Genomic DNA, 23,027 nt, shown 5'->3' with positions numbered 1-23,027 from the left:
AGAAAGCCCTGTTGCAAGGACACCCAACCACACGTGGAAGACTGTGGTGAAAAGAAGGGAGATCTACTCATGGGTAAGCGTGGTCGTAAGAAGCGCAGTCGCAAGGGCAACGCCGCAAACCACGGCAAGCGTCCCAACGCCTGACGCGCCGTAGAACGCACCAGGGGCCGGAAAGCAGCGATGCTTTCCGGCCCCTGATTGCTGTTCTGGCGGGTTACGACTCGGGTTCGGTATTCGTGATGAGGATCGTCCGCCGCAACTCGATGGAGAGCCTCTGACGCAGGCTCTCCGGTGCGTGCTCGCCGCCGCACTTGCGGTTCACGAGGCTCTTGACCTTCTCCTCGATCCCGTACGCCTCGAGGCACGACCCGCACTCGTCGAGGTGCCGCTGCAGCCGCGCCCGCGAGGCCTCGTCGCATTCGCTGTCCAGCATCAGCCAGACGTCCGCGATGACGGCGGAGCAGTCGAGCTGCTCGAATTCGTCCTGCTCGCTCACCGAGAAACCTCCTGCTCCGCACTCACTACACTGTCGCCGGCCACGTCGGTGCCGCCACGGTTGAAGCCTCGTTCGCGTGCGACGTCGGCGAGCAGACCCCGGAGCTGCTTGCGCCCGCGGTGCAGTCGCGACATCACGGTCCCGATCGGGGTGCCCATGATCTCGGCGATCTCCTTGTAGGGGAAGCCCTCGACATCGGCGTAGTAGACGGCCATCCGGAACTCCTCCGGCAACGCCTGAAGGGCTTCCTTGATGTCGTCGTCGGGAAGCGCGTCCAGTGCCTCGACCTCGGCGGACCGCAGCCCGGTCGACGAATGCTCCGCCGTCGCCGCCAGCTGCCAGTCGGTGATCTCGTCGGTCGGGTACTGCGCGGGCTGGCGCTGCTTCTTGCGGTACGAGTTGATGTACGTGTTCGTGAGAATCCGGTACAGCCACGCCTTGAGGTTGGTGCCCTCACGGAACGAACGGAACGCCGTGTAGGCCTTCACGTACGTTTCCTGCACGAGGTCCTCGGCGTCCGCCGGGTTCCGGGTCATCCTCAGAGCAGCGCCGTACAGCTGATCCAGAAGTGGGAGCGCATCCCTTTCGAAACGCGCGATCAACTCGTCCTGAGGCTCGGCCTTCTCTGCCGTCGGACGGTCATGTTCCTGCACGCTGATCCCTTCGGTCGCCGTGGGCGTCAACGTTACCGCCAACTGCAGACGCGACGTGGGCTCGATTACCGAGGACATCACGATACGGACCACTCCCTTCGATGTACGGGTCTTCTGCAGGTACCAACACGACTCCCGCCCGTGGTGTTCCCGCACCGCGTGGCAGAGTGTTCGTCCATGGCCGGAACTGCCACTCCCGCGACGAAACTGCTCGTCACACAGCGCATCGACCACACCGTGCACAGCTATGCGCACGACGAGCGGGCGGAGTCGTACGGTTCGGAGGCCGTCGACGCGCTGGGCGAGACGGTCGGCGTCACCGCTCATCAGGTGTTCAAGACGCTCGTGATCAAACTCGACACGGGCAAACTGGCGGTGGCGGTCCTGCCGGTGCCGGAGAAGCTGTCCCTGAAGGCGGCGGCCGCGGCGCTGGGCGCGGGCAAGGCCGTGATGGCGGACCGCACCGAGGCCGAGCGCTCCACCGGGTACGTGTTCGGCGGTATCTCCCCGCTCGGACAGCGGAAGGCACTTCCGACGGTCGTGGACGCGTCGGCGCTCGACTGGGACCGGGTGCTGTGCAGCGCGGGCAGGCGCGGACTCGAGATCGAACTCGCACCCGCCGATCTGGTGCGGCTCAGCGGAGCCGTCACCGCGGCGGTCACAGCAAGCTGATCTGCTCCCCCACCTGCGCGTCGTCGCACCCTGCGGCGTCGGGGTCGAGGAGTTCCGGACCGTTGTTCTTCACGCTGTTGACCAGCGTGGACACCCGCCGGACGGTGATGTCGGCGATGGCGTCGGGTGACACCTCCAGCAGGTCCGTGGACGCGGGGTGCTCGGGGTCGAGCCAGGCGGCCCAGCGGTCGCGGGGCATCACGAGCGGCATCCGGTCGTGCACGTTCTCGAGCTGGGCGGCGGAGTCGACCGTGATGATGCTGCAGCTCAGGACGGGAGGCGACTCCTCGACCGCGGGATCGTGCCAGACGGACCACAGCCCGGCCATGTACAGGCGCGAACCGTCCTCCGGCGACATGTAGTACGGAATCTTCCTCGCCTTGCCCGCCTTCTTCCCGGCGGCCGCCGGCTCGGTCTCGGTCTGCCACTCGTACCAGCCGTCCATCGGCACGAGGCAGCGCTTGTACTTGAACGAGGTCCGGAACGCGGGTTTGTTGTCGACCGAATCCGCGCGGGCATTGAACAGCACCGGGCCCTTGCCGAGTTCCTTCGTCCAGGACGGCACGAGACCCCACCGCATCCGCCGGATCCGCCGGGCGTCGTGCCGGTCGACCACCGTGAGGACCTGCGTGGTGGGCGCCACGTTGAAGTCGGGCGGACTCTCCTCCTCGCCCGCCTCGTTGATCGCGTCGAGGTCGGCCGCGAGTGTCGCCGGATTCGCAGTGGTCGCATACCTGCCGCACATGCCCACCAGAGTGGCACGAACCACCGACACCCGCGACACGCCGCCCACCCCGCCCGGCCACCCGCCCGATAGGCGAAGATGGAGACCGTGAGCCTGAGCCTGTGGAACGCCCCCCGTGCCGAAGCGCCCGTCGTCGCGACGGTCGCCCTCCCCGGATCGAAGTCGATCACCAATCGCGCGCTGATCCTCGCCGCACTCGCGGACGGTCCGTCCACCCTCACCGGGGCACTGCGCAGCCGGGACACCGACCTCATGATCGACGCGCTCCGGACGCTGGGAATCGGCATCGAGACGGCCGGCGACGACACGACGCTGCGGGTCACCCCCGGACCCCTCCGGGGCGGTGCGGTCGACTGCGGCCTGGCAGGCACCGTCATGCGGTTCCTTCCGCCGGTCGCGGCGCTCGCCGACGGAACGGTCGACTTCGACGGCGACGAACAGGCGCGCACCCGCCCCCTCGACACGATCCTGAACGCGCTGCGCGGTCTCGGCGCGGACATCGACGGCGACTCCCTGCCGTTCACCGTCCGCGGCGCGGGCTCCCTGCGCGGTGGCCGCGTGACGATCGACGCGTCCGGTTCTTCGCAGTTCGTGTCCGGGCTGCTGCTGTCGGCGGCCGCGTTCGACGAGGGCGTCACGGTCCATCACGACGGCAAGACGGTCCCGTCCATGCCGCACATCGACATGACGGTCGAGATGCTGCGCGAGTCCGGTGTCGAGGTCTCCACTCCGGCGACGGGCGGGGAGGCCGACACGTGGCGGGTGAGCCCCGGTCCGGTGCGGGCCGTCGACAGGGTGATCGAGCCCGATCTGTCGAATGCCACCGCCTTCCTCGCCGCCGCCGCCGTCACCGGCGGTGAGGTGACCGTTCCGCTGTGGCCTGCCGAGACGACGCAGCCCGGCGACGCGATCCGCGAGATCCTGCTCGCGATGGGCGCCGACGTCCGGCGGGACGGGGCGAACCTCACCGTCCGCGGCCCACAGCAGCTGACCGGCATCGACATCGACCTGCACGACGTCGGCGAACTCACCCCGACCGTCGCGGCGCTCGCCGCACTCGCGGACGGCCCGTCCCACCTGCGCGGCATCGCGCATCTGCGCGGACACGAGACCGACCGGCTGGCCGCGCTCGCACACGAGATCAACTCACTCGGCGGAAACGTCACCGAAACCGAGGACGGCCTCACCATCGTCCCCACCGACCTGCATGGCGGAACGTGGCGTTCCTACGCCGACCACCGGATGGCGACGGCGGGAGCCATCGTCGGCCTGCGGGTCGACGGCATCGAGATCGAGGACATCGGCACCACGGCCAAGACGCTGCCCGGTTTCGAGAACCTGTGGGCCACAATGCTGTCCGCGGCTGCGGGCACCGGTCGGAAGGCGAGCTTCTGAGCCGCAGGCAGTACGACGAGTCCGACGTCCGGGTGCGCCCGGGCCGAGGAACGCGCCCGCGCACGAAAACCCGGCCGGAGCACCTCGCCGCGGAGTCGGCGATGGTCGTCGCCGTCGACCGCGGCCGGTGGGGTTGCGTTCTGGGCGGCGACCCCGAGCGTCCCCTCGTCACCATGCGCGCCCGCGAACTGGGCCGCACCCCCATCGTGGTGGGCGACGAGGTGAGCGTCGTCGGCGATCTGTCCGGCAAACCCGACACCCTGGCGCGGATCGTGCGGGTGGCCGAGCGCGCCACCGTGCTGCGGCGCACCGCCGACGACACCGACCCCTACGAGCGGATCGTGGTGGCCAACGCGCAGCAGTTGCTGATCGTCGTGGCGCTCGCCGACCCGCCGCCGCGGACGGGATTCGTCGAACGCGCGCTCGTGGCAGCGTACGCGGGCGGGCTGAGCCCCGTCGTGTGCCTGACGAAGAGCGACCTCGAACCGCCCGAGGAGTTCGCGAGCACGTTCGCCGACCTCGACGTCCCCGTGGTCGTGGCGGGCCGCGACGATCCGGTCGACGAGGTCCTGTCGATGCTGTCCGGCAGGCTCACCGCACTGATCGGGCATTCGGGGGTCGGGAAGTCGACTCTCGTCAACCGCCTCGTGCCCGACGCCGACCGGGCCGTCGGCGTGGTGTCCGGCGTGGGCAAGGGCCGGCACACGTCCACGCAATCGGTCGCGCTGCCGCTCCCGTCGGGCGGCTGGGTGATCGACACCCCCGGCATCCGGTCGTTCGGGCTGGCCCACATCTCCCCGGAGAACGTGGTGGCCGCGTTCTCCGACCTGGCCGCGGCCATCGAGGACTGCCCGCGGGGGTGTACTCACCTCGGCCCGCCCGCGGATCCGGAATGCGCGCTCGACCACCTCGAGGGCAAGGCCGCCAAACGCGTCGACGCGGTCCGTCACCTCCTCACGGCCATCGCGTCCAACGAGGCCTGGTGAGGGACGAACCGCGCCGTGGCGGAACTCTCTAGCGGGAAAGCAGCGCGCGCAGACCGCCACGCTTGCGGGTGCGCTTGATCGCGGAACCCAGCCCCTGACGGCGGCCGGTCACGGGATCGATTGTCGCCGTGGTGTTTCCACCGAACTTGCGCTCCGACGCCGTTTCCGGGGCGTCGTCCGCGGTCGCCTTGAGGTACTTGTTCGGCAACGACAGCTTGGCGATGGTGCGCCACGACTTCGCGTACTGCACCAGGAACGGGCCTGTCGTGTACGGCAGGTCGTACTTCTCGCACAGCTCCCGCACCCGCACGGCGATCTCCGCGTACCGATTGCTCGGCAGGTCGGGGAACAGGTGGTGCTCGATCTGGTAGCTCAGGTTGCCGGACATGAAGTCCATCAGCCTGCCGCCGTCGATGTTCGCGCTACCGAGCATCTGCCGGAGGTACCACTGCGCGGGCGTCTCCTTGTCGATGTCGGCCTTGGTGAACTTCTCGGCGCCGTCCGGGAAGTGCCCGCAGAAGATGATCGCGTTGGTCCACACGTTGCGGATCATGTTCGCGGCGATGTTGGCGGTGAGCGTGCTCTTCCACGCAGGACCGGTGACCGCAGGGTGGATCACATAGTCCTTGAGGATCTGCTTGCCGACCTTCTCGCCGACCTCGCGGAGCTTGCGCTGGGTTTCCTCGCTCGGCACGCGCCCCTTGGCGACCTTGCCGAGCTCGAGGTGCTGCGCCGCGATGCCGTACTCGAAGAACAGCGCGAGCAGGGTGTTGTAGAGGAGATTGCCGGTATTGAACGGCTTCCACCGCTGGTCACGCGTGACGCGCAGCAGTCCGTATCCCACGTCGTCGTCCATGCCGAGGACGTTGGTGTACTTGTGGTGAATGTAGTTGTGCGTCTGCTTCCAGTGAGCGGACGGTCCCGTCACGTCCCACTCCCACGAGGTGGAGTGGATCTCGGGATCGTTCATCCAGTCCCACTGGCCGTGCATGACGTTGTGGCCGAGTTCCATGTTCTCGATGATCTTCGAGAGCGAGAGCAGGGCCGTGCCCGCCAGCCAGGCGGGACGCCGCTTGCTCGCGAACAGCATTGCGCGGCCACTGATCTCGAGTCCACGCTGCAGCCTGATGGTGTTCCGGACGTAGCGCGCGTCGCGCTCCCCGCGAGATTCTTCGATATCGCGGCGGATCGCATCCAACTCGCGCCCGAGCGCCTCGACATCGGCTTCGGTGAGATGTGCGTATTCCTTGACATCTGCAATCGCCATGGGGGACCTCCTCCTGGCTGGGTCGACAGTTCACACCGGATAGGCGCTGACATGACCTACCGTACCGTAAGTTACGGCACCGTAGGTTACTTGAGTGTAGGTGTGAGTGAAATCACCGACGACGGCGCGAGATCTTGGCCTCCGCGTGGGCGCGCAGCGCCGACAGCAGACCCCGGCGCTGCCCCGTGACGGGATCGGTGCGCAGCGTCTCGACCATCGCGGCACCCGCGTCGCGGGCATCGCGGAACTTCCGCTCCGAGGACGTCTCGGGGGCGTCGTCCGCCGTCGCGCGCAGGAAGCGGTCGGGCAGGGCGAGTTTGTGGATCGTGCGCAGGGCCAGCAGGTACTGCTTGGCGAGCGACCCCGTGGTGTACGGGAGGTCGTACTTCTCGCACAGCGCCCGCACCTTCACGGCGATCTCCGGATACCGGTTGCTCGGGAGATCGGGAAACAGATGATGCTCGATCTGGTAGCTGAGATTCCCGCTCATGAAACCCATGATCTTGCCGGAGTCGAAGTTGGCGCTGCCGAGCATCTGCCGGAGATACCACTCGTGCCGGGTCTCGTTCTCGTATTCGTCCACGGTGAACTTCTCGGCACCGTCCGGGAAATGCCCGCAGAAGATCACCACGTACGCCCACAGGTTCCGCACGAGATTCGCTGTCGTGTTCGCCGTCAGCGTCGACTTCCACGCCGGCCCCGCGAGCACCGGGAACAGGAGAAAGTCCTTGCCGACCTGACGGAAGATCTTGCGGGCGAAATCCTTGTTGGCCTGCGAGTTGAGCTGCCCCTTCTCGGCGCCCTCCAACTCGGCCGCGAACGTGAGGTCGTGGAGCGCGATCCCCCACTCGAACGTGGCAGCCAGGACGATGTTGGCGAACGGCTGCAGAAGATTGATCGGCCGCCACTCCTCGTCGCGGGTCATCCGGAGGATGCCGAAACCGACGTCGGAATCCATTCCCACGATGTTGGTGAACGTGTGGTGGGAGTAGTTGTGGGCCCGCTTCCAATGCTCCGAGGGGCCCGTTTGATCCCATTCCCACGACATCGAGTGGATCTCCGGATCGTTCATCCAGTCCCACTGGCCGTGCATCACGTTGTGGCCGAGTTCCATGTTCTCGATGATCTTCGAGAGGGAGAGCATCGCGGTGCCCGCGAGCCAGGCCGGCCTGTACCTGCTGCCGAACAGCGCGAGCCGGCCACCGAGTTCCAGCAGTCGTTGCGCCCTGATGGCCCGGCGGATGTATCGGGCGTCACGGACGCCGCGCGAATCCTCCACGTCGAGCCGGATCGCATCCAACTCACGTCCGAGCGATTCGATGTCCGCTTCGGTCAGATGCGCGAACTCTTTGATGTCGGTGATCGCCACCGTGCTCCTCCGTCTGGTGAGAGTCCGAGAATAGCGGAGTCAGGTGAACAACACGCTCACGCTCATGCGTCGAGCGTGCAGTCCCCTGCCGCCGCCGAGATACAAGTCTGGACTCGGTCACCTTCGGCGTGCTGCTTGCCGGACCTCAGGTCGATGGCGTGCCCGGCGAGAATCGGCACGACACAGGTCTGGCAGATCCCCATCCGGCAGCCGAACGGCATCAGTGCCCCGACCTGCTCACCTGCCTCGAGGAGAGTGGTGGCACCGTCGATCGTGACGGTCTTGTCGGCCTTGGCGAACGTCACCGTTCCACCCTCGCCGGACGTGTCCGCGCGGGAGACGGCGAAACGCTCGAGGTGCAGCTTGTCCTCGATGTTCTCGTCGCGCCACAGCGTCTCGATCTCGTCGAGCATCGGCAGCGGCCCACAGGCCCACGTCTGCCGTTCGCGCCAGTCCGGGCACACCTCGTCGAGCGAGGACAACGCGAACTTGCCCTGGCTGCGGGTGAGCTGGATCTTGCACCGGAAGTCGTCGTGCTCCTCGTGGAGCTGGGTGAGTTCGTCGGCGAACATCACGTCGGCATCGGTGGGCGCCGAGTGGACGTGGAAGACGTCGGGAAGCTGGCCGCGCCGGTTCATCGTGCGCAGCATCGCCATGACGGGAGTGATGCCACTGCCCGCGGTGAGGAACAGGATGCGCTGCGGCGGCGGATCGGGCAGCGCGAAGTTGCCCGTGGGCGTCGCGAGCCGGACGATCGTTCCCGACGGCACACCGTTGACGAGGTGACTCGACAGAAATCCCTCGGGCATAGCCTTGACGGCGATGGAGATGAGTTTGTCGTCCCAGTTCGGGGGCGAGGTGAGGGAGTACGAACGCCAGTGCCAGCGTCCGTCGATGTGCAGGCCGATGCCGATGTACTGGCCGGGCTCGTAGTCGAAGTCGAATCCCCAGCCCGGCTTGATGACGATCGTGGCGGAGTCCGCCGTCTCCGCGCGCACCTCCACGATCTGTCCGCGCAGTTCGCGGGCCGACCACAGCGGGTTGGCCAGGTGCAGGTAGTCGTCGGGGAGCAACGGCGTCGTCAGACGTGCCGCCGCACCGCGCAACCAATTGAGCTTGGACCGCTTGGCGGGCACGACCGCTGCTGCGGGCGCCTCGATCCAATCCTTCAGACCCATCCGACCTCCACCTTTTCCGTCACGACCTACGCTACCGTAGGTTTTTAAGTTACGGTACCGTAGGTTACCCCAAGGTAAGAGGACGTACCGGTCAGAGCAGTTCGAGCAGGAACGGAAGCTCCTGAGTGGCGTACCACGCCAGTACGTGATCCTCGGCGTCACCGAGAACGAACTCGGCGTCCGGATCCCCGAGATCCGCCTCGTCGATCGCCGACACGGCCCGTTCGATGTCGGGCTCGGCCTCCGCGAGGTCTACGTGTACCGATGCGACCCGGCCGATCGTCACCGGACCGGGCAACCGCACCACGGCGTCGTCGAGGTCCGGGCGGGGTGTCACGTCGTCGATGTCCGCGGCGACCACCGCTCGGCGGAAGCGGACCCCGTCGCTCCCGCTCTCCCCCACCCGGCCCGCGATCAGACGCAGCGACGCCCGGGCGGCCTCGGCCATCGCGACCTCGGCCAGTTCGTCCTCGTCGCCCGAGGAGTACGCCTCGCGGAGCGTGGCGGTGACGGCGAAGGCGGTCCGGCTCATCGGATCGAACTCCTGGTCGGCGACGAGCCGCTGGAGGATCTCGATCGTCGCGGGAACGTACACCCTCGTCATGCGTCACCCGTCATTCGCACCGCGGACTTCTCACCGGCTGGCATCCAACAACTCCTCGAGAGATTCGTACAGCAGCGCCGCCACCACGTCCACGTCGGCCATGGCGTCACGGTCTGCATTCAAACCGTAGTAGACGTTGCCGTCGTAGGACGTGAGGCCGATGCTCAGAGTCTGGTTTTTCAGCAGGGGCGACACCGGATACATCTCGAGCATCCGCGCTCCCCCGACGTACAGCGGCATCTGCGGTCCCGGCGCATTGGTGATCATCAGGTTGAACATGCGCTGCGAGAAACTGCTCGCGACACGGGCACTCATCGCGTGCAGCGTGGCGGGCGCGAACCCCGACAACCGCACCAGGGTCTCCGCGGTGACCCGCTGACTCTGCTTCGCGTGCGCCTCCATGGCGTGCGCCACGTGCGACAGCCGCACCACCGCGTTCGGTTCCCCGACCGGCAGGTCGATGAGGAAGGACGACACCATGCTCCGCGGGTCCGCCCACTCGCCGCGGCGGGACGCCTCGTCGTCGGCGTCGGGGTCCGTCGCGTACACGGACATCGGGACCATGGCCCGGACCGTGGTCGACTCGGCCACCGGTTCGCCGCGGGACAGCAGCCAGTACCGCATCGCGCCCGACACGACGGCGAGGATGACGTCGTTGACCTCGCACCCGTACTGTGCGCGGATCTTCCGGTAGTCGCCCAGTTCGGTCTTGACCACCGCGAAGCGCCGGTTGCGGGAGATCGTCGCATTGAGCGGACTCGACGGCGCCACCTGCGTCGCGGTGCGGACCACGGCGGCGAGCTTGCCGACGGTGCGCACGGTCTCACCGAGCGCAGACGCCATGTCACCCAACGTCATCCGCAGCGCCGCCAGACCCTCCCCCGGCCTCGACACCAACTCCGCCAGCGCCCCCGCGATGAGAGTGGACTCACTGGGGGCGGGGCTCGGCATCCACAGTTCCTCCGCCATCGGCCGCCGGGTCTTCGCCGGGTCCAGGATCACCTGACCGATCTCGAGCGCCGTCTCGCCGTCGACCAGCGAGGAATGCGACTTCGTGAAGATCGCGAAGCGGTTGTTCGACAGCCCCTCCACCAGGTACATCTCCCACAGCGGCCGCGTGTTGTCGAGGGGCCGGGACGTGAGCCGTGCGACCAGGTCGTGCAACTGGGCGTCCGATCCGGGCTTCGGCAGCGCCGACCGCCGGACGTGGTACTCGATGTCGAAGTCCTGATCGTCCACCCACACCGGACGCGACAGTCCCAGCGCCACCTCCCGCACCTTCTGCCGGTAGCGCGGCACCAGGCTCAGCCGTTCCTCGACGAGGCTCAGCAATTCCTCGTAGGACAACCCGTTTCGCGGCTTCCGGAAGATCGCCAGCGATCCCACGTGCATCGGCGTACTGCTCGCCTCGAGAAAGTAGAACGATGCATCCTGCGTAGTCAGTCTCGTCACCATGTCGGCGCCTGTCCCCCTTGCATCCCGTCTCGATCCACCTCGAGAAGTATCGCTATCTCGTCCGCCGTGGCCGCGCCGTCGACGTGGTGGATGCCCACCATCCCGACGGCCACCGCACCCCGGACGTTGACCGGCAGGTCGTCGACGAAGATACAGTCGCCCGGGTCCAGACCGAGCGCGTCGGCCGCCAGCCGGTAGATCCGCGGATCAGGTTTGGCGACACCGACATCCCCGGACAGCACGACCTGATCGACCAGCCGGCCGTCGCCGAGTTCCCGCAACCACTGCGCGCCGGGACCGCCGGGATCGTTGCTGAGGATCGCGGTCCGCACACCACGGGTCCGGGCACCGGCGAGGACGGACGACAGGCCGTCCATGTCCGAACCGGGACCCGCGAGAACGCCGCCGAAGTCCAATATCAATCCCCGCACGTCCCCACCCTATGGGCCACTCCACGGTTCGGCGACACGACGACGGGATCCGTGCGATCATGACCGCTACGACGGCCGTCTCATGCCGAAACCGGGGGGTAAGAAATGAGTGAGTCCTACACGTTCCTGTCGCGGGTGCCGCGCTTCGAGCCGGCGGCCGGCGACGACGCCGAGCCGATCCTGCCGGGGCGTTCGGGGGCACGGCACACGCGCGGGCGCGGCAGACATCGGTCGTCGCCCCACTCGGGGGCGTCGCCGCGCAGCGCCGCGACGCAGCCGGGAACGCTGCTGCTTCCGTCGCCGGACGTTCAGCGGTTCACGGAGCAGGCGTTCCGCCTCGTCCTCGAGGTGCTGGATCGGCGCCGCAACGTCCGGCAACTGCGGCCGCTGGTGACGCCGTCGCTCGTCGACGTCGTGCGCACACACGCGCTCACCGAGTCGCCTGCCCGGCGACTCGGTGTCGCGACACTGGTCCGCGTGCACCTGCGCGCGGTGGAGCCCTGCGCGTTCGAGGCGTTCGGCACCTACGGCCGAGGACCCCGGATCTTCGTGATCGCAGCCCGTGTCGAACAGCAGTCCGACACGGGCTGGACCGTCACCTCGCTGGTGATCGGCTGATCGGCTCGCCTGTGATCAGCGCTTGCGCTTGGTCCGCGGGGCCTTCTTGCTCTTCGACTGCGACCGCGCCGCCTCCCGCCGCTGGCGACGGGTTCCGGCGTCGGCGGCATCGTCCGATTCGGCCGCTCCGCGGCGGCTGAGCTGGGCGTTGCCGTCCTCTGCAGGCCCGGAGTATGTGAGCCCGCGGGGCTCGCCGTCGTCCAGTCCCTTCGCGCGGAGGGCGGACGGTGCCGCCGTGCCCTGCGCCTGCTGCGCCGCCTCCTGGGTGGGTAGCGGTCGCGGCGCCGCCGGAGCGGGTGCGGCCGACGCCGTCGCTGCCGCGGAAGCCGCGGTGACGCTGACGCCCGGGGCCTGCGCCGCCTGCGGGGCGGCCGCCTCGACCTGGAGGTTGAACAGGAATCCGACCGACTCCTCCTTCAGACCCTCGAGCATGCCGCCGAACATGTCGAAACCTTCGCGCTGGTACTCGACGAGTGGATCGCGCTGGGCCATCGCCCGCAGGCCGATACCCTCCTTGAGGTAGTCCATCTCGTAGAGGTGCTCACGCCACTTCCGGTCGAGGACGCTCAGCAGGACCCGGCGCTCGAGTTCGCGCATCGATCCCTCGCCGGCGACGCCGTCGATCTCGGCCTCACGCCGGGCATAGGCGTCGTGCGCGTCCTTCAGCAGGGTCTCGCGAAGTTCGTCGGCGGTGATGTCCTTCGTCTCGTCGTCGCCGTCGCCGACCAGTTCCTTGTAGTCGACACCGATCGGGTACAGCGTCTTGAGCGCCGTCCACAGTTGCTCGAGATCCCAGTCCTCGACATAGCCCTCCGCGGTGGCGCCGTCGACGTAGGCGGTGACCACGTCGGTAATCATCTTCTCGACCTGGCCCTCCATGTCCTTGCCTTCGAGGATCTGACGGCGCTCGTTGTAGATGACCGTGCGCTGCTGGTTCATCACCTCGTCGTACTTGAGGACGTTCTTGCGGATCTCGAAGTTCTGCTGCTCCACCTGCGTCTGAGCGCTCTTGATGGCCTTCGAGACCATCTTCGCCTCGATCGGAACGTCGTCGGGCAGGTTGAGCCGGGTCATGATCGATTCCAGCGCCGCACCGTTGAACCGGCGCATCAACTCGTCGCCGAGGGACAGGTAGAACCGCGACTCACCCGGGTCGCCCTGACGGCCGGACCGGCCGCGCAACTGGTTGTCGATGCGCCGGGACTCGTGCCGCTCGGTGCCGAGGACGTACAGCCCGCCCGCCTCGCGCACCTTGTCGGCGTCGGCCTTCACCTCGGCCTTGACCTGGTCGAGGACGTCGTCCCACGCCGCCTCGTAGTCGTCGGGGGTGTGGACGGGGTCGAGTCCCTGCTTGCGCAGCGCGATGTCCGCGATGATGTCGGGATTGCCGCCGAGCACGACGTCGGTACCACGACCGGCCATGTTGGTGGCCACGGTGACCGCGCCCGACCGGCCGGCCTCGGCGATGATCTGAGCTTCCTGCTCGTGGAACTTCGCGTTCAGCACGTTGTGCGCCACACCGCGCTTGGTGAACTGCTTCGACAGGTACTCGGACCGCTCGACGCTGGTCGTGCCGATGAGGACCGGCTGGCCCTTCTCGTGCCGCTCCACCACGTCGTCGACGACGGCGTCGAACTTGGCTTCCTCGGTCTTGTAGATCAGGTCGCCGTTGTCGACGCGGACCATCGGCCGGTTGGTGGGAATCGGGATGACGCCGAGGTTGTAGATCTGGTGCAGCTCGGCGGCCTCGGTCTCGGCCGTACCCGTCATGCCCGACAGCTTGTCGTACAGCCGGAAGTAGTTCTGCAGCGTGATCGTGGCGAGGGTCTGGTTCTCGGCCTTGATCTCGACCTTCTCCTTGGCCTCGATCGCCTGGTGCATGCCCTCGTTGTAGCGGCGGCCGACGAGGACGCGGCCGGTGAACTCGTCGACGATGATCACTTCGCCGTCGCGGACGATGTAGTCCTTGTCCTTCGTGTACAGCTCCTTGGCCTTGATGGCGTTGTTCAGGTAGCTCACGAGCGGCGAGTTGGCGGCCTCGTACAGGTTGTCGATACCGAGCTGGTCCTCGACGAGCTCGACGCCGGCCTCGTGGACGCCGATGGTGCGCTTGCGGATGTCGACCTCGTAGTGGACGTCGCGCTTGAGCAGCGGCGCGATACGCGCGAACTCCGCGTACCACTTGCTCGACGCGTCGGCGGGGCCGGAGATGATGAGGGGGGTCCGGGCCTCGTCGATGAGGATGGAGTCGACCTCGTCGACGACAGCGAAGCTGTGCCCGCGCTGGACCAGGTCGTCCAGGGAGTGCGTCATGTTGTCGCGCAGGTAGTCGAACCCGAACTCGTTGTTGGTGCCGTATGTGATGTCCGCCGCATACGCCGCGCGACGCTCGGCGGGCGACATACCGGACAGGATCACGCTGGTGTCGAGTCCGAGGAAGCGGTGGACGCGGCCCATCCACTCGGAGTCGCGCTTGGCGAGGTAGTCGTTGACCGTGACGACGTGCACGCCGTCCCCGGCGATCGCGTTGAGATACGCGGGCAACACGCAGGTCAGGGTCTTGCCCTCACCGGTCTTCATCTCGGCGATGTTGCCGAAGTGGAGGGCGGCGCCGCCCATGATCTGCACGTGGAAGTGCCGCTGGTCGATGACCCGCCAGGACGCCTCGCGGGCGACGGCGAACGCCTCGGGCAGCAGCTCGTCGAGCGTCTCGCCGTCACGGTAGCGGGCGCGGAACTCCTCGGTCTTCGCGCGGAGTTGCTCGTCGGTCAGGTCTTCGACCTCGGGCGACAGCGAGGAAACGTGGTCGGCGATGTGCTTGAGCCGCTTGACCATGCGACCTTCACCAACACGGAGCAGCTTCGATAGCGACAGCGACGGCACAGTCTTGTTCGTCCTCAATCTTCGGCAGTGGATGGGTGACACACAAAATCCGGCCGGAGGTCCGAGAACCCCGGCCGGATTCCATGGTAGGCGCTTCCGCGATCGGACGAGTAGACCGACCGCTCGGATCGTCAGGCGGAACGGGAGTGCGTCACGCCAGGCGGATCAATCCGTAGTCGAACGCGTGCCGCCGGTAGACGACGGACGCCTTGTCCGACTCCTTGTCGTGGAACAGGAAGAAATCGTGTCCTACCAGCTCCATCTCGTACAAAGCGTCGTCGATGGTCATCGGCGTGGCCGTGTGTTCCTTGGTCCGCACGACGTGACCCGGTGTGTGTTCTTCCGACACCTGACCGTCCAGGGAGATGTCAGGACTGATGCCGAGACTGTCGTCCTCGGCGAGTGCGGCGGTGGCTTCCGCCACCGACACCGGGGTCTTTTCCCCGTAATGGACCTTCTTCCGGTCCTTGGTGCGGCGGAGCCTGCTCTCGAGCTTGGCGGTCACCGACTCGAATGCTGCGTAGAAACTGTCGGCGCATGCCTCGGCTCGGGCTACCGGCCCCTTGCCTCGGGCAGTGATCTCGACGCGCTGGCAGTTCTTCCTCTGGCGTCGATTGGGTTCGTGTTGAAGTTCGACATCGAACAGAAATATGGAGGGATCGAAGCGCTCGAGGCGCGACAGCTTCTCGGAGACGTACACGCGGAAGTGGTCGGGTACCTCGACGTTGCGTCCCTTGACGACGATCTCGGCGGTGGGGGTATCCGTCTTCTCTTGTGCTTCCGTAGTGCGGTCGTCGACGAAAACCGAGGCTTGCGAAGGGGTCGTCACTCGTACCTCCCGATTACGGCCCCGCCCCTTGATGGGCGGCGGCGAGTTTGAGCAATGCCGGAAGGGGGTCCGCCCGGCACCAGGTTCGAAGTTCCACCTCCTACCTGTGTTTTCGGGTGTGTCCGCGACGCTAGTACGTAACGCGCGCGAGTGCCACTGTTCGGCAGAATTTCATCCAACACCTGCCACGACGACCACCGCACTCACCCGGATACCCACCTTCGACAGCACCCGGACCGACTCGGTCGCGGTCGCGCCGGTGGTCGACACGTCGTCCAGCAGCACCACTGAAACCTGTTGCAGTGAGGACGATTCCGACTCGAGCCGTCGCGCGAATGCAGCGCCGCTGCGCGTCAGCCGGACGCCACCCTCTAGGTTTACTCGACGTTGATCTGCGTTCAGTCCGACCGAATCACGCACGGCGCGCCGCATCACGAGTGCAGGACACACGCGCCTCTCCCCCACCGCGGCGACGGCGATCCGGGTGACGGGGTCGCCACCGCGTGCGCGGGCCGCCCGCGGGCGCGTCGGAGCCGGCACGAGAACCACCGGAGCGACGTCCGGCGGGTCGAGTTCACCCCACTGTTGCAGACGGCTCAGAGCGCCCGCGACCCCGGATCCGAGCGGCGCGGCGAGATCGCGCCGGCCACGCTCCTTCACGGCGATGACGGCCCTGCGGCGGGCACCCGAGTACGGCCCGAGCGCCCACACCCCGACGCCGGGATCCACGCGCGGCCGGAGCAGCACGGGATCGTCGGCCACCTCCGCGGCGCAGCGGACACACCACTGGGTGCCCGGCACCCCGCAGCCGCCGCACTCGGCGGGCAGGATCAGGTCGAGCAGGGTCCGGAGACCGGGCAGGGCGCGCATGCGGGCAGTATCCGGGCCCGCACCGACAGCCTCAGCCCGGCAGGACCGGGATCGCCTTCACACCCGTCAGCCCGGGGACCTCCCGCCAGTACCGGTCGCCGGCCGGATCGTTGTTGTTCAACTGGAACACCGCCCGGGAGTCGGCGACGAACTCCGTGGTCGTCGACGCGTCCACGGCCACCACCGGCGCGGTCAGGTTGCGGCTCGGCAGCGCGTCCATCCGCGAACCGTCGACGGCCACCTGTACCACCGGGATGTCCGACGCCGCACGCGCGACGACGATCGTGTCGCTCGTGCTCCAGTCCAGGGACAGCGCCGGGCTGCCCAGTCCGATCGCGACCGCACGGGGATTCGTCAACGCGTACTGACCACCCGGCATCTGGGTGACGATAGCGAGATAGACCTTGCCGTCGACGATCAGTGCCGCACGCACCCCGTCGCGGGACAGGCGCAACTCGGTGATCGTGGCGCCCAGTGCGGTGACGGCGCCGGCGTCGACGTTGACCACCGACGTCCGGCCGGTGCCGGGCTCGCGCAACACCCGAATGACCGTGTTGCCGTTGACCGCTGCCCAGATCGCCGAGTTGTCGGGTGCCCACGTGGGGCGGGTGATCGCGCCGCCCTCGAGCACCGATGCGGCACCGTCCTCGTACGCCCCGACCATCAGCGAACTCGCGGGTTCCGGCGCGGGACGCCCGGTGTCGGCGACGGCGGCGACCAGCTTCCCGTCCTGCGACAACGCGAGCGAACGCATGTTGCGGGCCGAACCGAAGTACCCGGGCACCGGGGTGACACCGGTCTCGGTGACGCTCACCATCGACCCCTCGCGCAGCGCGTGCAGGCCCACGGTGGCGCTGGACGTCGCGAACGGGTTCATGGACGCGACATCGGCGGTGGTCCACCCGTTCGGGAACCGCTCGTCGAACGGCTCGCCGTCGGCGAGCAGCACGTAGGGGCCCGAGATCTCCGCGTTGGCCAGCGTCCAGATCACCTGCGCCGCGAACAGCTGCTTCTGCTGCGCGTCCATCGGCGGCACGCCGGCGAAGTCGATCCGGATCCCGCCGAGACCCACCCCGACCTGCGCGGTGCGGCCGTCGGCCTTCGTGATCGGGCCGCGCACCGAGACCCCGTTACCGAGTTCGTTGCGCACGGCGGGGGCGAGCGCGACCTTGGGCCCGTCGATCAGCAGACCGATCAGCTGCGACGCCATCTGGTCCTGGGCGCCCGACACCCAGCGCGGGTCCGGCACGACCGTCGTCCCGGCCGGGTCGAGGAAGTACAGTGACTTGCGCTGGTAGGTGTTCAGGAACTGCGCCCGGTCGAGGATCACGCCCGCGGGGAGTTCGGAGATCCGCCATTCACCGCCCTGCAGCTCGAGACTGATCTTCGTCTCGAAGCTGCCCTCTTCCGCCACATACAGCCCGCCGGGCTCGAGCTGACCCACCTTGTTGGCGCGGATCGTGTACGTCGCCTGGTCGGCCGACCGGGTCTCCGGGAGGACGTCGACCTTGTCGACGATGGTGGCGCTGGCCGCGTCGTCCCACCGGCCGGACACACCGGGCGTGAGGAACTGGCGGGCCGCGATGTGCCGGTCGGTCGGATCGGTGCTGGCCTTGAAGAAGTCGCGCAGCAGCAGGTCGGGTTCGCGTCCCGGTGCCGGTGCCGCGACACTCGAACCCGGTGAGTCACGGCTGATCGTGCCGATCGCCTGCGGGGTGGACGAATCCGGAAGGCTCGCGCACCCGCTGACGGTCACGAGCACCGCAAGGACGATCGCACCGCACACCGACCGCAACAGCAGGGCGGATCGCCGGGCGGGCGTCACAGGTCCGACTCCGGCACGTGGGCACCGTCGCGGTCGCCGACGTGCGCACGCTCACGCTTCTGGGGAACCGTGTGGGACTCCTCGACCGCCGCCTCCGGGCTCTCGTTGCGCACCGGCAACGTGTCGTCGCCCGGAACCGGCTGCCCTTGAACGTATTTCGCGGTCCCCGGTTTCAGAGGCAGCGGGCTCGACACGACCTTGCGTCCCCGCACCCGGGGCAGCGTCAACCGGAAGCAGGCGCCCTGGCCGGGTTCACCCCAGGCCTCCAGCCTGCCGTCGTGGAGATTCGCGTCCTCCACGCTGATCGCGAGTCCGAGGCCGGTACCGCCCGACCGTCGCACGCGCGACGGATCGGACCGCCAGAACCTGTTGAACACCAGCTTCTCCTCGCCAGGCCGCAGGCCCACGCCCTGGTCGCGCACGATGAACGCCGCAGCGCTGTCGTCGGCGCGCACGCGCAGCAGCACCGGTTTGCCCTCTCCGTGGTCGATCGCGTTCGCCAGCAGGTTCCGCAGGATGCGCTCCACGCGACGCGGGTCCACCTCGGCCATCACCGCCTGGTCGGGCAGGTCCACGATCAGTTCGGTCCCGCTCTCGCGCGCGAGGTGCCGGACGGTCGAGATCGCCGCGCGCGCACACATCCGGACGTCGAGTTGCTCGGCGGCCAGTTCCGCGACGCCGGCGTCGTGCCTGCTGATCTCGAGGAGGTCGGCCAGCAGCCCCTCGAACCGGTCGAGTTCCGCGACCAGCAACTCCGAGGACCGCCGCAGCACGGGGTCGAGGTCGTCGCTGCCGTCGTGGATGAGATCGGCCGCCATCCGCACCGTCGTCAGCGGTGTCCGCAGCTCGTGGCTCACGTCGGAGGTGAATCGCTTCTGGAGGTTTCCGAACTCCTCGAGCTGGGTGATCTGCTTGGACAGACTCTCCGCCATCTCGTTGAACGACATCGCCAGCCGGGCCATGTCGTCCTCACCGCGCACGGGCATGCGTTCCTTCAACCGGCCGTCCGCGAAACGCACCGCGATCCGTGACGCCGACCGGATGGGCAGGACCACCTGCCGGGCGACGAGGAGCGCGATGGCTGCGAGCAGCACGGCGAGGACGGCGCCACCCACCAGCAGCGTGCCGCGGACCAGCGACAGGCTGCGGTCCTCACTGGCCAGCGGGAACACCAGGTACAGCTCGAGCGTGGAGATCGCCGACGCGGTCGGGCTCCCGACGATCAGCGCCGGCCCCGAATAGCCTTCCGGATCGTTCACGGTAGCGAATTGGTACGCCACCTGACCGGCCTGGACGAACGCCCGCAGCGATTCCGGGATCTGGTCCGCCGGACCACTCGACGTCGGCGCGCGCGGGCCGTCACCGGGCACGATCAGCACCGGGTCGAACGTGCCCGCCGAGCCCGACGCCTGCCCGGCGTCGGGCTCGCGGTTCGTCAGGGCGGCCCTGGCGCCGTCGAGCTGCGTGGTGGGCGAACTACTGTCGTCCGCGCCTGCCAGCTGCCCCTCCACCGTGCTCCGCGCACGGTCCATCTCCTCGGTGGCCGCATTGATCTTCGTCTCGAGCAGACGGTCGGTGATCTGACTCGTCAGCACGACGCCGAGCACGACGATGACGATGAGCGACAACGTCAACGTCGAGACGACGACTCGCAGCTGCAGCGAACGACGCCACGTGTGCGCAAGGGTATTGCTCAGTGAGTGACCCCACCGAAGGATCGGCGAAACGCGTCGGTTGACACGACGCCGCCATCGGGAAACACCTGTCACGGCGGTCCGGCCTTGTAGCCGACCCCCCTGACCGTCAAAACCACTTCGGGATTCTCGGGATCAGTCTCGACCTTGGCACGCAGACGCTGCACGTGCACGTTGACGAGTCGGGTGTCGGCCGCATGTCGGTAACCCCACACCTGCTCGAGCAGCACCTCACGGGTGAACACCTGTCGCGGCTTGCGCGCCAGCGCCACCAGCAGGTCGAACTCGAGGGGGGTGAGGGAGATCAGTTCTTCGCCCCGGCTCACCTTGTGGGCGGGGACGTCGATGACGATGTCGGCGATGCTGAGCAGCTCGGCCGGCTCGTCCTCGGTCCGGCGAAGCCGAGCCCGGACCCGAGCCACCAGCTCCTTGGGTTTGAACGGCTTCATGATGTAGTCGTCCGCGCCGGATTCCAATCCGAGGACCACGTCGACGGTGTCCGTCTTCGCGGTCAGCATCACGATGGGAACACCGGAATCGGCCCGCAGGACACGGCACACGTCGATGCCGTTCATGCCGGGCAGCATCAGGTCGAGCAGCACCAGGTCGGGGCGTGTCTCCCGGACCGCGGTGAGCGCCTGGGTCCCGTCCCCCACCACATACGGATCGAATCCTTCGCCGCGGAGCACGATCGTGAGCATCTCCGCGAGCGCAGTGTCGTCGTCGACAACCAGAATCCTTGGCTTCATGTCCCTATCGTTGCATCTTCGGAGGCCGTAACAGCCCGTTCGCCGTTACGGCGTGCCGTGTTCTTTCTCGTCACGGCGTGCCGTGTCGTCACTCAAGAGTGCCAGGTTTTCGGCGAGCGTGACCGGATCGGTGTCCGGGGTGAGCACCCACCACGGCGAAATCCAGTCCTTCACGGCCAGCTCGCGGTACACCTCACCGGTGCGTTCCTGCAGGCCGCGGTCGCGTTCGTAGAAGTCGAGGGACCGGCTGGCATCCGCCGATTCGCGGCCACGGGCGCGTTCCGCGGCGAGCGCCACGGGGACGTCCAGATACAGCTGCAGGTCGGGTCGGGGCAGCCCCAGCCGCTCGAATTCGAGGTTCTCCACCCAGCCCACGAACTCCCCGTCCGCAGCCTGGTGCAACCGGGCCGCGCCGTACGCCGCGTTGGACGCCACGTAACGGTCGAGGATCACCAGGTCGTGGCCGGCGAGCAGTGCGGACAGCTCGCCGACGGCACCGGACCGGTCCAGGGCGAACATGACGGCCATCGCGTGCACGGACTCGGCGAGGTCCCCGTGCGCGCCCTTGAGCGCCTCGGACGCCAGATCGGCGTGCACGGACCTGCCGTACCGCGGAAAGTCGAGGGTGCCGACCGTCAGACCCCGTTCGGCGAGGCGAGTCACGACGGCTCCGACCAGTGTTCGCTTGCCCGCGCCGTCCAGGCCTTCCAGCGCAATCAGTGTTCCCACGGGGAGCAAGGCTATCCCCCGGCCCGCACGCGACGGACCGGGGGACGCCGCGGCCTCTAGTACCGGTAGTGCTCGGGCTTGAACGGGCCCTCGACGTCGACGCCGATGTACTCCGCCTGCTCCTTGGTGAGCTTGGTGAGCGTGCCACCGAGGGCCTCGACGTGGATCTTCGCGACCTTCTCGTCGAGGTGCTTCGGGAGGCGGTACACCTCGTTGTCGTACTCTTCCGGCTTCGTCCACAGCTCGATCTGGGCGATCACCTGGTTGGAGAAGCTGTTGCTCATCACGAACGAGGGGTGGCCGGTCGCGTTGCCGAGGTTCAGCAGGCGGCCCTCGGACAGCACGATGATCGAGTGGCCGTCCTTGAACCGGAACTCGTCCACCTGCGGCTTGATGTTGATGCGGGTGATCTCACCGGACCGCTCGAGGCCGGCCATGTCGATCTCGTTGTCGAAGTGACCGATGTTGCCCAGGATGGCCTGGTGCTTCATCTGCTTCATGTGATCGAACGTGATGATGTCCTTGTTGCCCGTGGACGTGATGATGATGTCGGCCCAGCCGATGGCCTGCTCGACCGTCTTCACCTCGAAGCCGTCCATCAGTGCCTGCAGCGCGTTGATGGGGTCGACCTCGGTGACCGCGACGCGGGCACCCTGTCCGCGCAGCGCCTCGGCACAACCCTTGCCGACGTCGCCGTAACCGCAGACGAGTGCGGCCTTGCCGCCGATCAGCACGTCGGTGCCGCGGTTGATGCCGTCGAGCAGCGAGTGGCGGGTGCCGTACTTGTTGTCGAACTTGCTCTTGGTGACCGAGTCGTTGACGTTGATCGCAGGGAAGACGAGCTCACCGGCAGCAGCGACCTGGTACAGACGCAGGACACCGGTCGTGGTCTCCTCGGTGACGCCCTGGACCGACTCCGCGACCTTCGTCCACTTGGTCTTGTCCGCTTCGAGGGACTGACGCAGCAGGGCGAGGAACACCTTGTACTCGTCGGAGTCCTGGTCGTCGTCGGTGGGCGGCACGACGCCCGCCTTCTCGAACTGCGCGCCCTTGAGGACGAGCATCGTGGCGTCGCCGCCGTCGTCGAGGATCATGTTCGCGGGCTTGTCGGCGTCCGGCCAGGTGAGCATCTGCTCGGCGGCCCACCAGTACTCCTCGAGCGACTCGCCCTTCCACGCGAACACCGGGGTGCCCTGCGGCTCCTCCGGCGTGCCGTGCGGGCCGACGACGATCGCGGCGGCGGCGTGATCCTGCGTCGAGAAGATGTTGCACGAGGCCCAGCGGACCTCGGCGCCCAGCGCGGTGAGCGTCTCGATGAGCACGGCCGTCTGGATGGTCATGTGCAGCGAACCGGAGATGCGAGCGCCCTTGAGCGGCAGCACCTCTGCGTACTCGCGGCGGAGCGCCATCAGTCCCGGCATCTCGTGCTCGGCGAGCCGGATCTCCTTGCGGCCGAACTCGGCGAGCGAAAGGTCCGCCACCTTGAAATCGATCCCGTTACGGCTCTCGGCCACGGGCGTGGTTGAAACTGAGGTCGTCATCTGCCTCTCCTGGTTGACTGCTGTTTCGGTCAAGGCTA

At 67.7% G+C, this 23,027-nt stretch carries 22 protein-coding genes; 5 read left to right on the top strand and 17 right to left on the bottom strand.

Going from position 1 to position 23,027, the window contains the following annotated elements:
* The first annotated feature begins 69 nt into the window (after positions 1–69).
* On the top strand, positions 70–144 hold the full coding sequence (locus I1A62_RS47360) for a 50S ribosomal protein bL37 (protein ID WP_022597109.1): 75 nt from the start codon (positions 70–72) through the stop codon (positions 142–144).
* 70 nt (positions 145–214) lie between these two features.
* Here the strand turns inward: I1A62_RS47360 and rsrA are convergent, their stop codons facing one another.
* Positions 215–496, bottom strand: coding sequence for a mycothiol system anti-sigma-R factor (rsrA, locus tag I1A62_RS42025; RefSeq protein ID WP_072937642.1), 282 nt, complete (start codon positions 494–496; stop codon positions 215–217).
* Positions 493–1,227: a sigma-70 family RNA polymerase sigma factor gene (locus tag I1A62_RS42020; RefSeq protein ID WP_124390409.1), complete on the bottom strand. Its 735-nt coding sequence runs from the start codon at positions 1,225–1,227 to the stop codon at positions 493–495. The genes rsrA and I1A62_RS42020 overlap by 4 nt, the downstream gene beginning before the upstream one ends.
* 99 nt (positions 1,228–1,326) lie before the next feature.
* On the opposite strand from I1A62_RS42020, the gene ybaK reads away from it, so the two are divergent.
* A complete protein-coding gene (gene ybaK / locus I1A62_RS42015) occupies positions 1,327–1,821 on the top strand; it encodes a Cys-tRNA(Pro) deacylase (RefSeq protein ID WP_124390371.1) in 495 nt (164 codons plus the stop codon).
* Here ybaK and I1A62_RS42010 read toward each other — a convergent pair.
* A complete protein-coding gene (locus I1A62_RS42010; RefSeq protein ID WP_124390410.1) occupies positions 1,808–2,566 on the bottom strand; it encodes an SOS response-associated peptidase in 759 nt (252 codons plus the stop codon). The genes ybaK and I1A62_RS42010 overlap by 14 nt on opposite strands.
* A 78-nt stretch (positions 2,567–2,644) precedes the next feature.
* On the opposite strand from I1A62_RS42010, the gene aroA reads away from it, so the two are divergent.
* Positions 2,645–3,961 (top strand): 3-phosphoshikimate 1-carboxyvinyltransferase, encoded by a 1,317-nt coding sequence (aroA, locus tag I1A62_RS42005; RefSeq protein ID WP_219458011.1) that lies wholly within the window; start codon positions 2,645–2,647, stop codon positions 3,959–3,961.
* Entirely contained in the window at positions 3,907–4,947 is a 1,041-nt protein-coding gene (rsgA, locus tag I1A62_RS42000; RefSeq protein ID WP_219458009.1) for a ribosome small subunit-dependent GTPase A, read from the top strand. Before aroA ends, rsgA begins: the two co-directional genes overlap by 55 nt.
* 28 nt (positions 4,948–4,975) lie before the next feature.
* Here rsgA and I1A62_RS41995 read toward each other — a convergent pair whose 3' ends face one another.
* The 6 genes from I1A62_RS41995 to I1A62_RS41970 form a co-directional block, all read right to left on the bottom strand.
* Positions 4,976–6,214, bottom strand: coding sequence for an acyl-CoA desaturase (locus tag I1A62_RS41995; RefSeq protein WP_124390374.1), 1,239 nt, complete (start codon positions 6,212–6,214; stop codon positions 4,976–4,978).
* Positions 6,215–6,326: 112 nt separating this feature from the next.
* Positions 6,327–7,583, bottom strand: a complete 1,257-nt coding sequence (locus I1A62_RS41990) for an acyl-CoA desaturase (protein WP_072937638.1) — start codon at positions 7,581–7,583, stop codon at positions 6,327–6,329.
* A gap of 62 nt (positions 7,584–7,645) precedes the next feature.
* Complete coding sequence (locus I1A62_RS41985; protein ID WP_124390375.1) at positions 7,646–8,761, bottom strand: ferredoxin reductase; 1,116 nt, start codon at positions 8,759–8,761, stop codon at positions 7,646–7,648.
* A gap of 91 nt (positions 8,762–8,852) precedes the next feature.
* Complete coding sequence (locus I1A62_RS41980) at positions 8,853–9,365, bottom strand: hypothetical protein (RefSeq protein WP_219458006.1); 513 nt, start codon at positions 9,363–9,365, stop codon at positions 8,853–8,855.
* 30 nt (positions 9,366–9,395) lie between these two features.
* A complete protein-coding gene (locus tag I1A62_RS41975; protein ID WP_124390376.1) occupies positions 9,396–10,820 on the bottom strand; it encodes a wax ester/triacylglycerol synthase family O-acyltransferase in 1,425 nt (474 codons plus the stop codon).
* A complete protein-coding gene (locus I1A62_RS41970; protein WP_124390377.1) occupies positions 10,814–11,251 on the bottom strand; it encodes an HAD-IA family hydrolase in 438 nt (145 codons plus the stop codon). The genes I1A62_RS41975 and I1A62_RS41970 overlap by 7 nt, the downstream gene beginning before the upstream one ends.
* Before the next feature lie 105 nt (positions 11,252–11,356).
* On the opposite strand from I1A62_RS41970, the gene I1A62_RS41965 reads away from it, so the two are divergent.
* The gene (locus I1A62_RS41965) at positions 11,357–11,869 is read left to right on the top strand and encodes an Rv3235 family protein (RefSeq protein WP_124390378.1); all 513 of its coding nucleotides are present in this window, start codon (positions 11,357–11,359) and stop codon (positions 11,867–11,869) included.
* Positions 11,870–11,884: 15 nt separating this feature from the next.
* Here the strand turns inward: I1A62_RS41965 and secA are convergent, their stop codons facing one another.
* The 8 genes from secA to ahcY form a co-directional block, all read right to left on the bottom strand.
* Positions 11,885–14,752 (bottom strand): preprotein translocase subunit SecA, encoded by a 2,868-nt coding sequence (gene secA, locus I1A62_RS41960; protein WP_219461712.1) that lies wholly within the window; start codon positions 14,750–14,752, stop codon positions 11,885–11,887.
* A 151-nt stretch (positions 14,753–14,903) separates the two neighbouring features.
* A complete protein-coding gene (gene hpf / locus I1A62_RS41955) occupies positions 14,904–15,581 on the bottom strand; it encodes a ribosome hibernation-promoting factor, HPF/YfiA family (protein WP_124390379.1) in 678 nt (225 codons plus the stop codon).
* A gap of 171 nt (positions 15,582–15,752) precedes the next feature.
* Positions 15,753–16,451: a ComF family protein gene (locus I1A62_RS41950; RefSeq protein ID WP_124390380.1), complete on the bottom strand. Its 699-nt coding sequence runs from the start codon at positions 16,449–16,451 to the stop codon at positions 15,753–15,755.
* 31 nt (positions 16,452–16,482) lie between these two features.
* Entirely contained in the window at positions 16,483–18,276 is a 1,794-nt protein-coding gene (gene lpqB / locus I1A62_RS41945) for an MtrAB system accessory lipoprotein LpqB (RefSeq protein WP_219458005.1), read from the bottom strand.
* Entirely contained in the window at positions 18,273–20,045 is a 1,773-nt protein-coding gene (mtrB, locus tag I1A62_RS41940; RefSeq protein WP_206005389.1) for an MtrAB system histidine kinase MtrB, read from the bottom strand. The genes lpqB and mtrB overlap by 4 nt, the downstream gene beginning before the upstream one ends.
* Positions 20,042–20,719, bottom strand: coding sequence for an MtrAB system response regulator MtrA (gene mtrA / locus I1A62_RS41935; RefSeq protein WP_005240059.1), 678 nt, complete (start codon positions 20,717–20,719; stop codon positions 20,042–20,044). Before mtrA ends, mtrB begins: the two co-directional genes overlap by 4 nt.
* Positions 20,720–20,764: 45 nt before the next feature.
* A complete protein-coding gene (locus tag I1A62_RS41930; RefSeq protein ID WP_124390383.1) occupies positions 20,765–21,448 on the bottom strand; it encodes a dTMP kinase in 684 nt (227 codons plus the stop codon).
* A 56-nt stretch (positions 21,449–21,504) separates the two neighbouring features.
* A complete protein-coding gene (ahcY, locus tag I1A62_RS41925) occupies positions 21,505–22,989 on the bottom strand; it encodes an adenosylhomocysteinase (RefSeq protein ID WP_206005391.1) in 1,485 nt (494 codons plus the stop codon).
* Between the last annotated feature and the right edge of the window lie 38 nt (positions 22,990–23,027).

Source organism: Rhodococcus sp. USK10 (assembly GCF_019378875.1).
Classification (GTDB): Bacteria; Actinomycetota; Actinomycetes; order Mycobacteriales; family Mycobacteriaceae; genus Rhodococcus_F; species Rhodococcus_F pseudokoreensis.
Note: the sequence above shows the minus strand (reverse complement) of the source record. Positions and strands in the feature narration are given on the sequence as shown.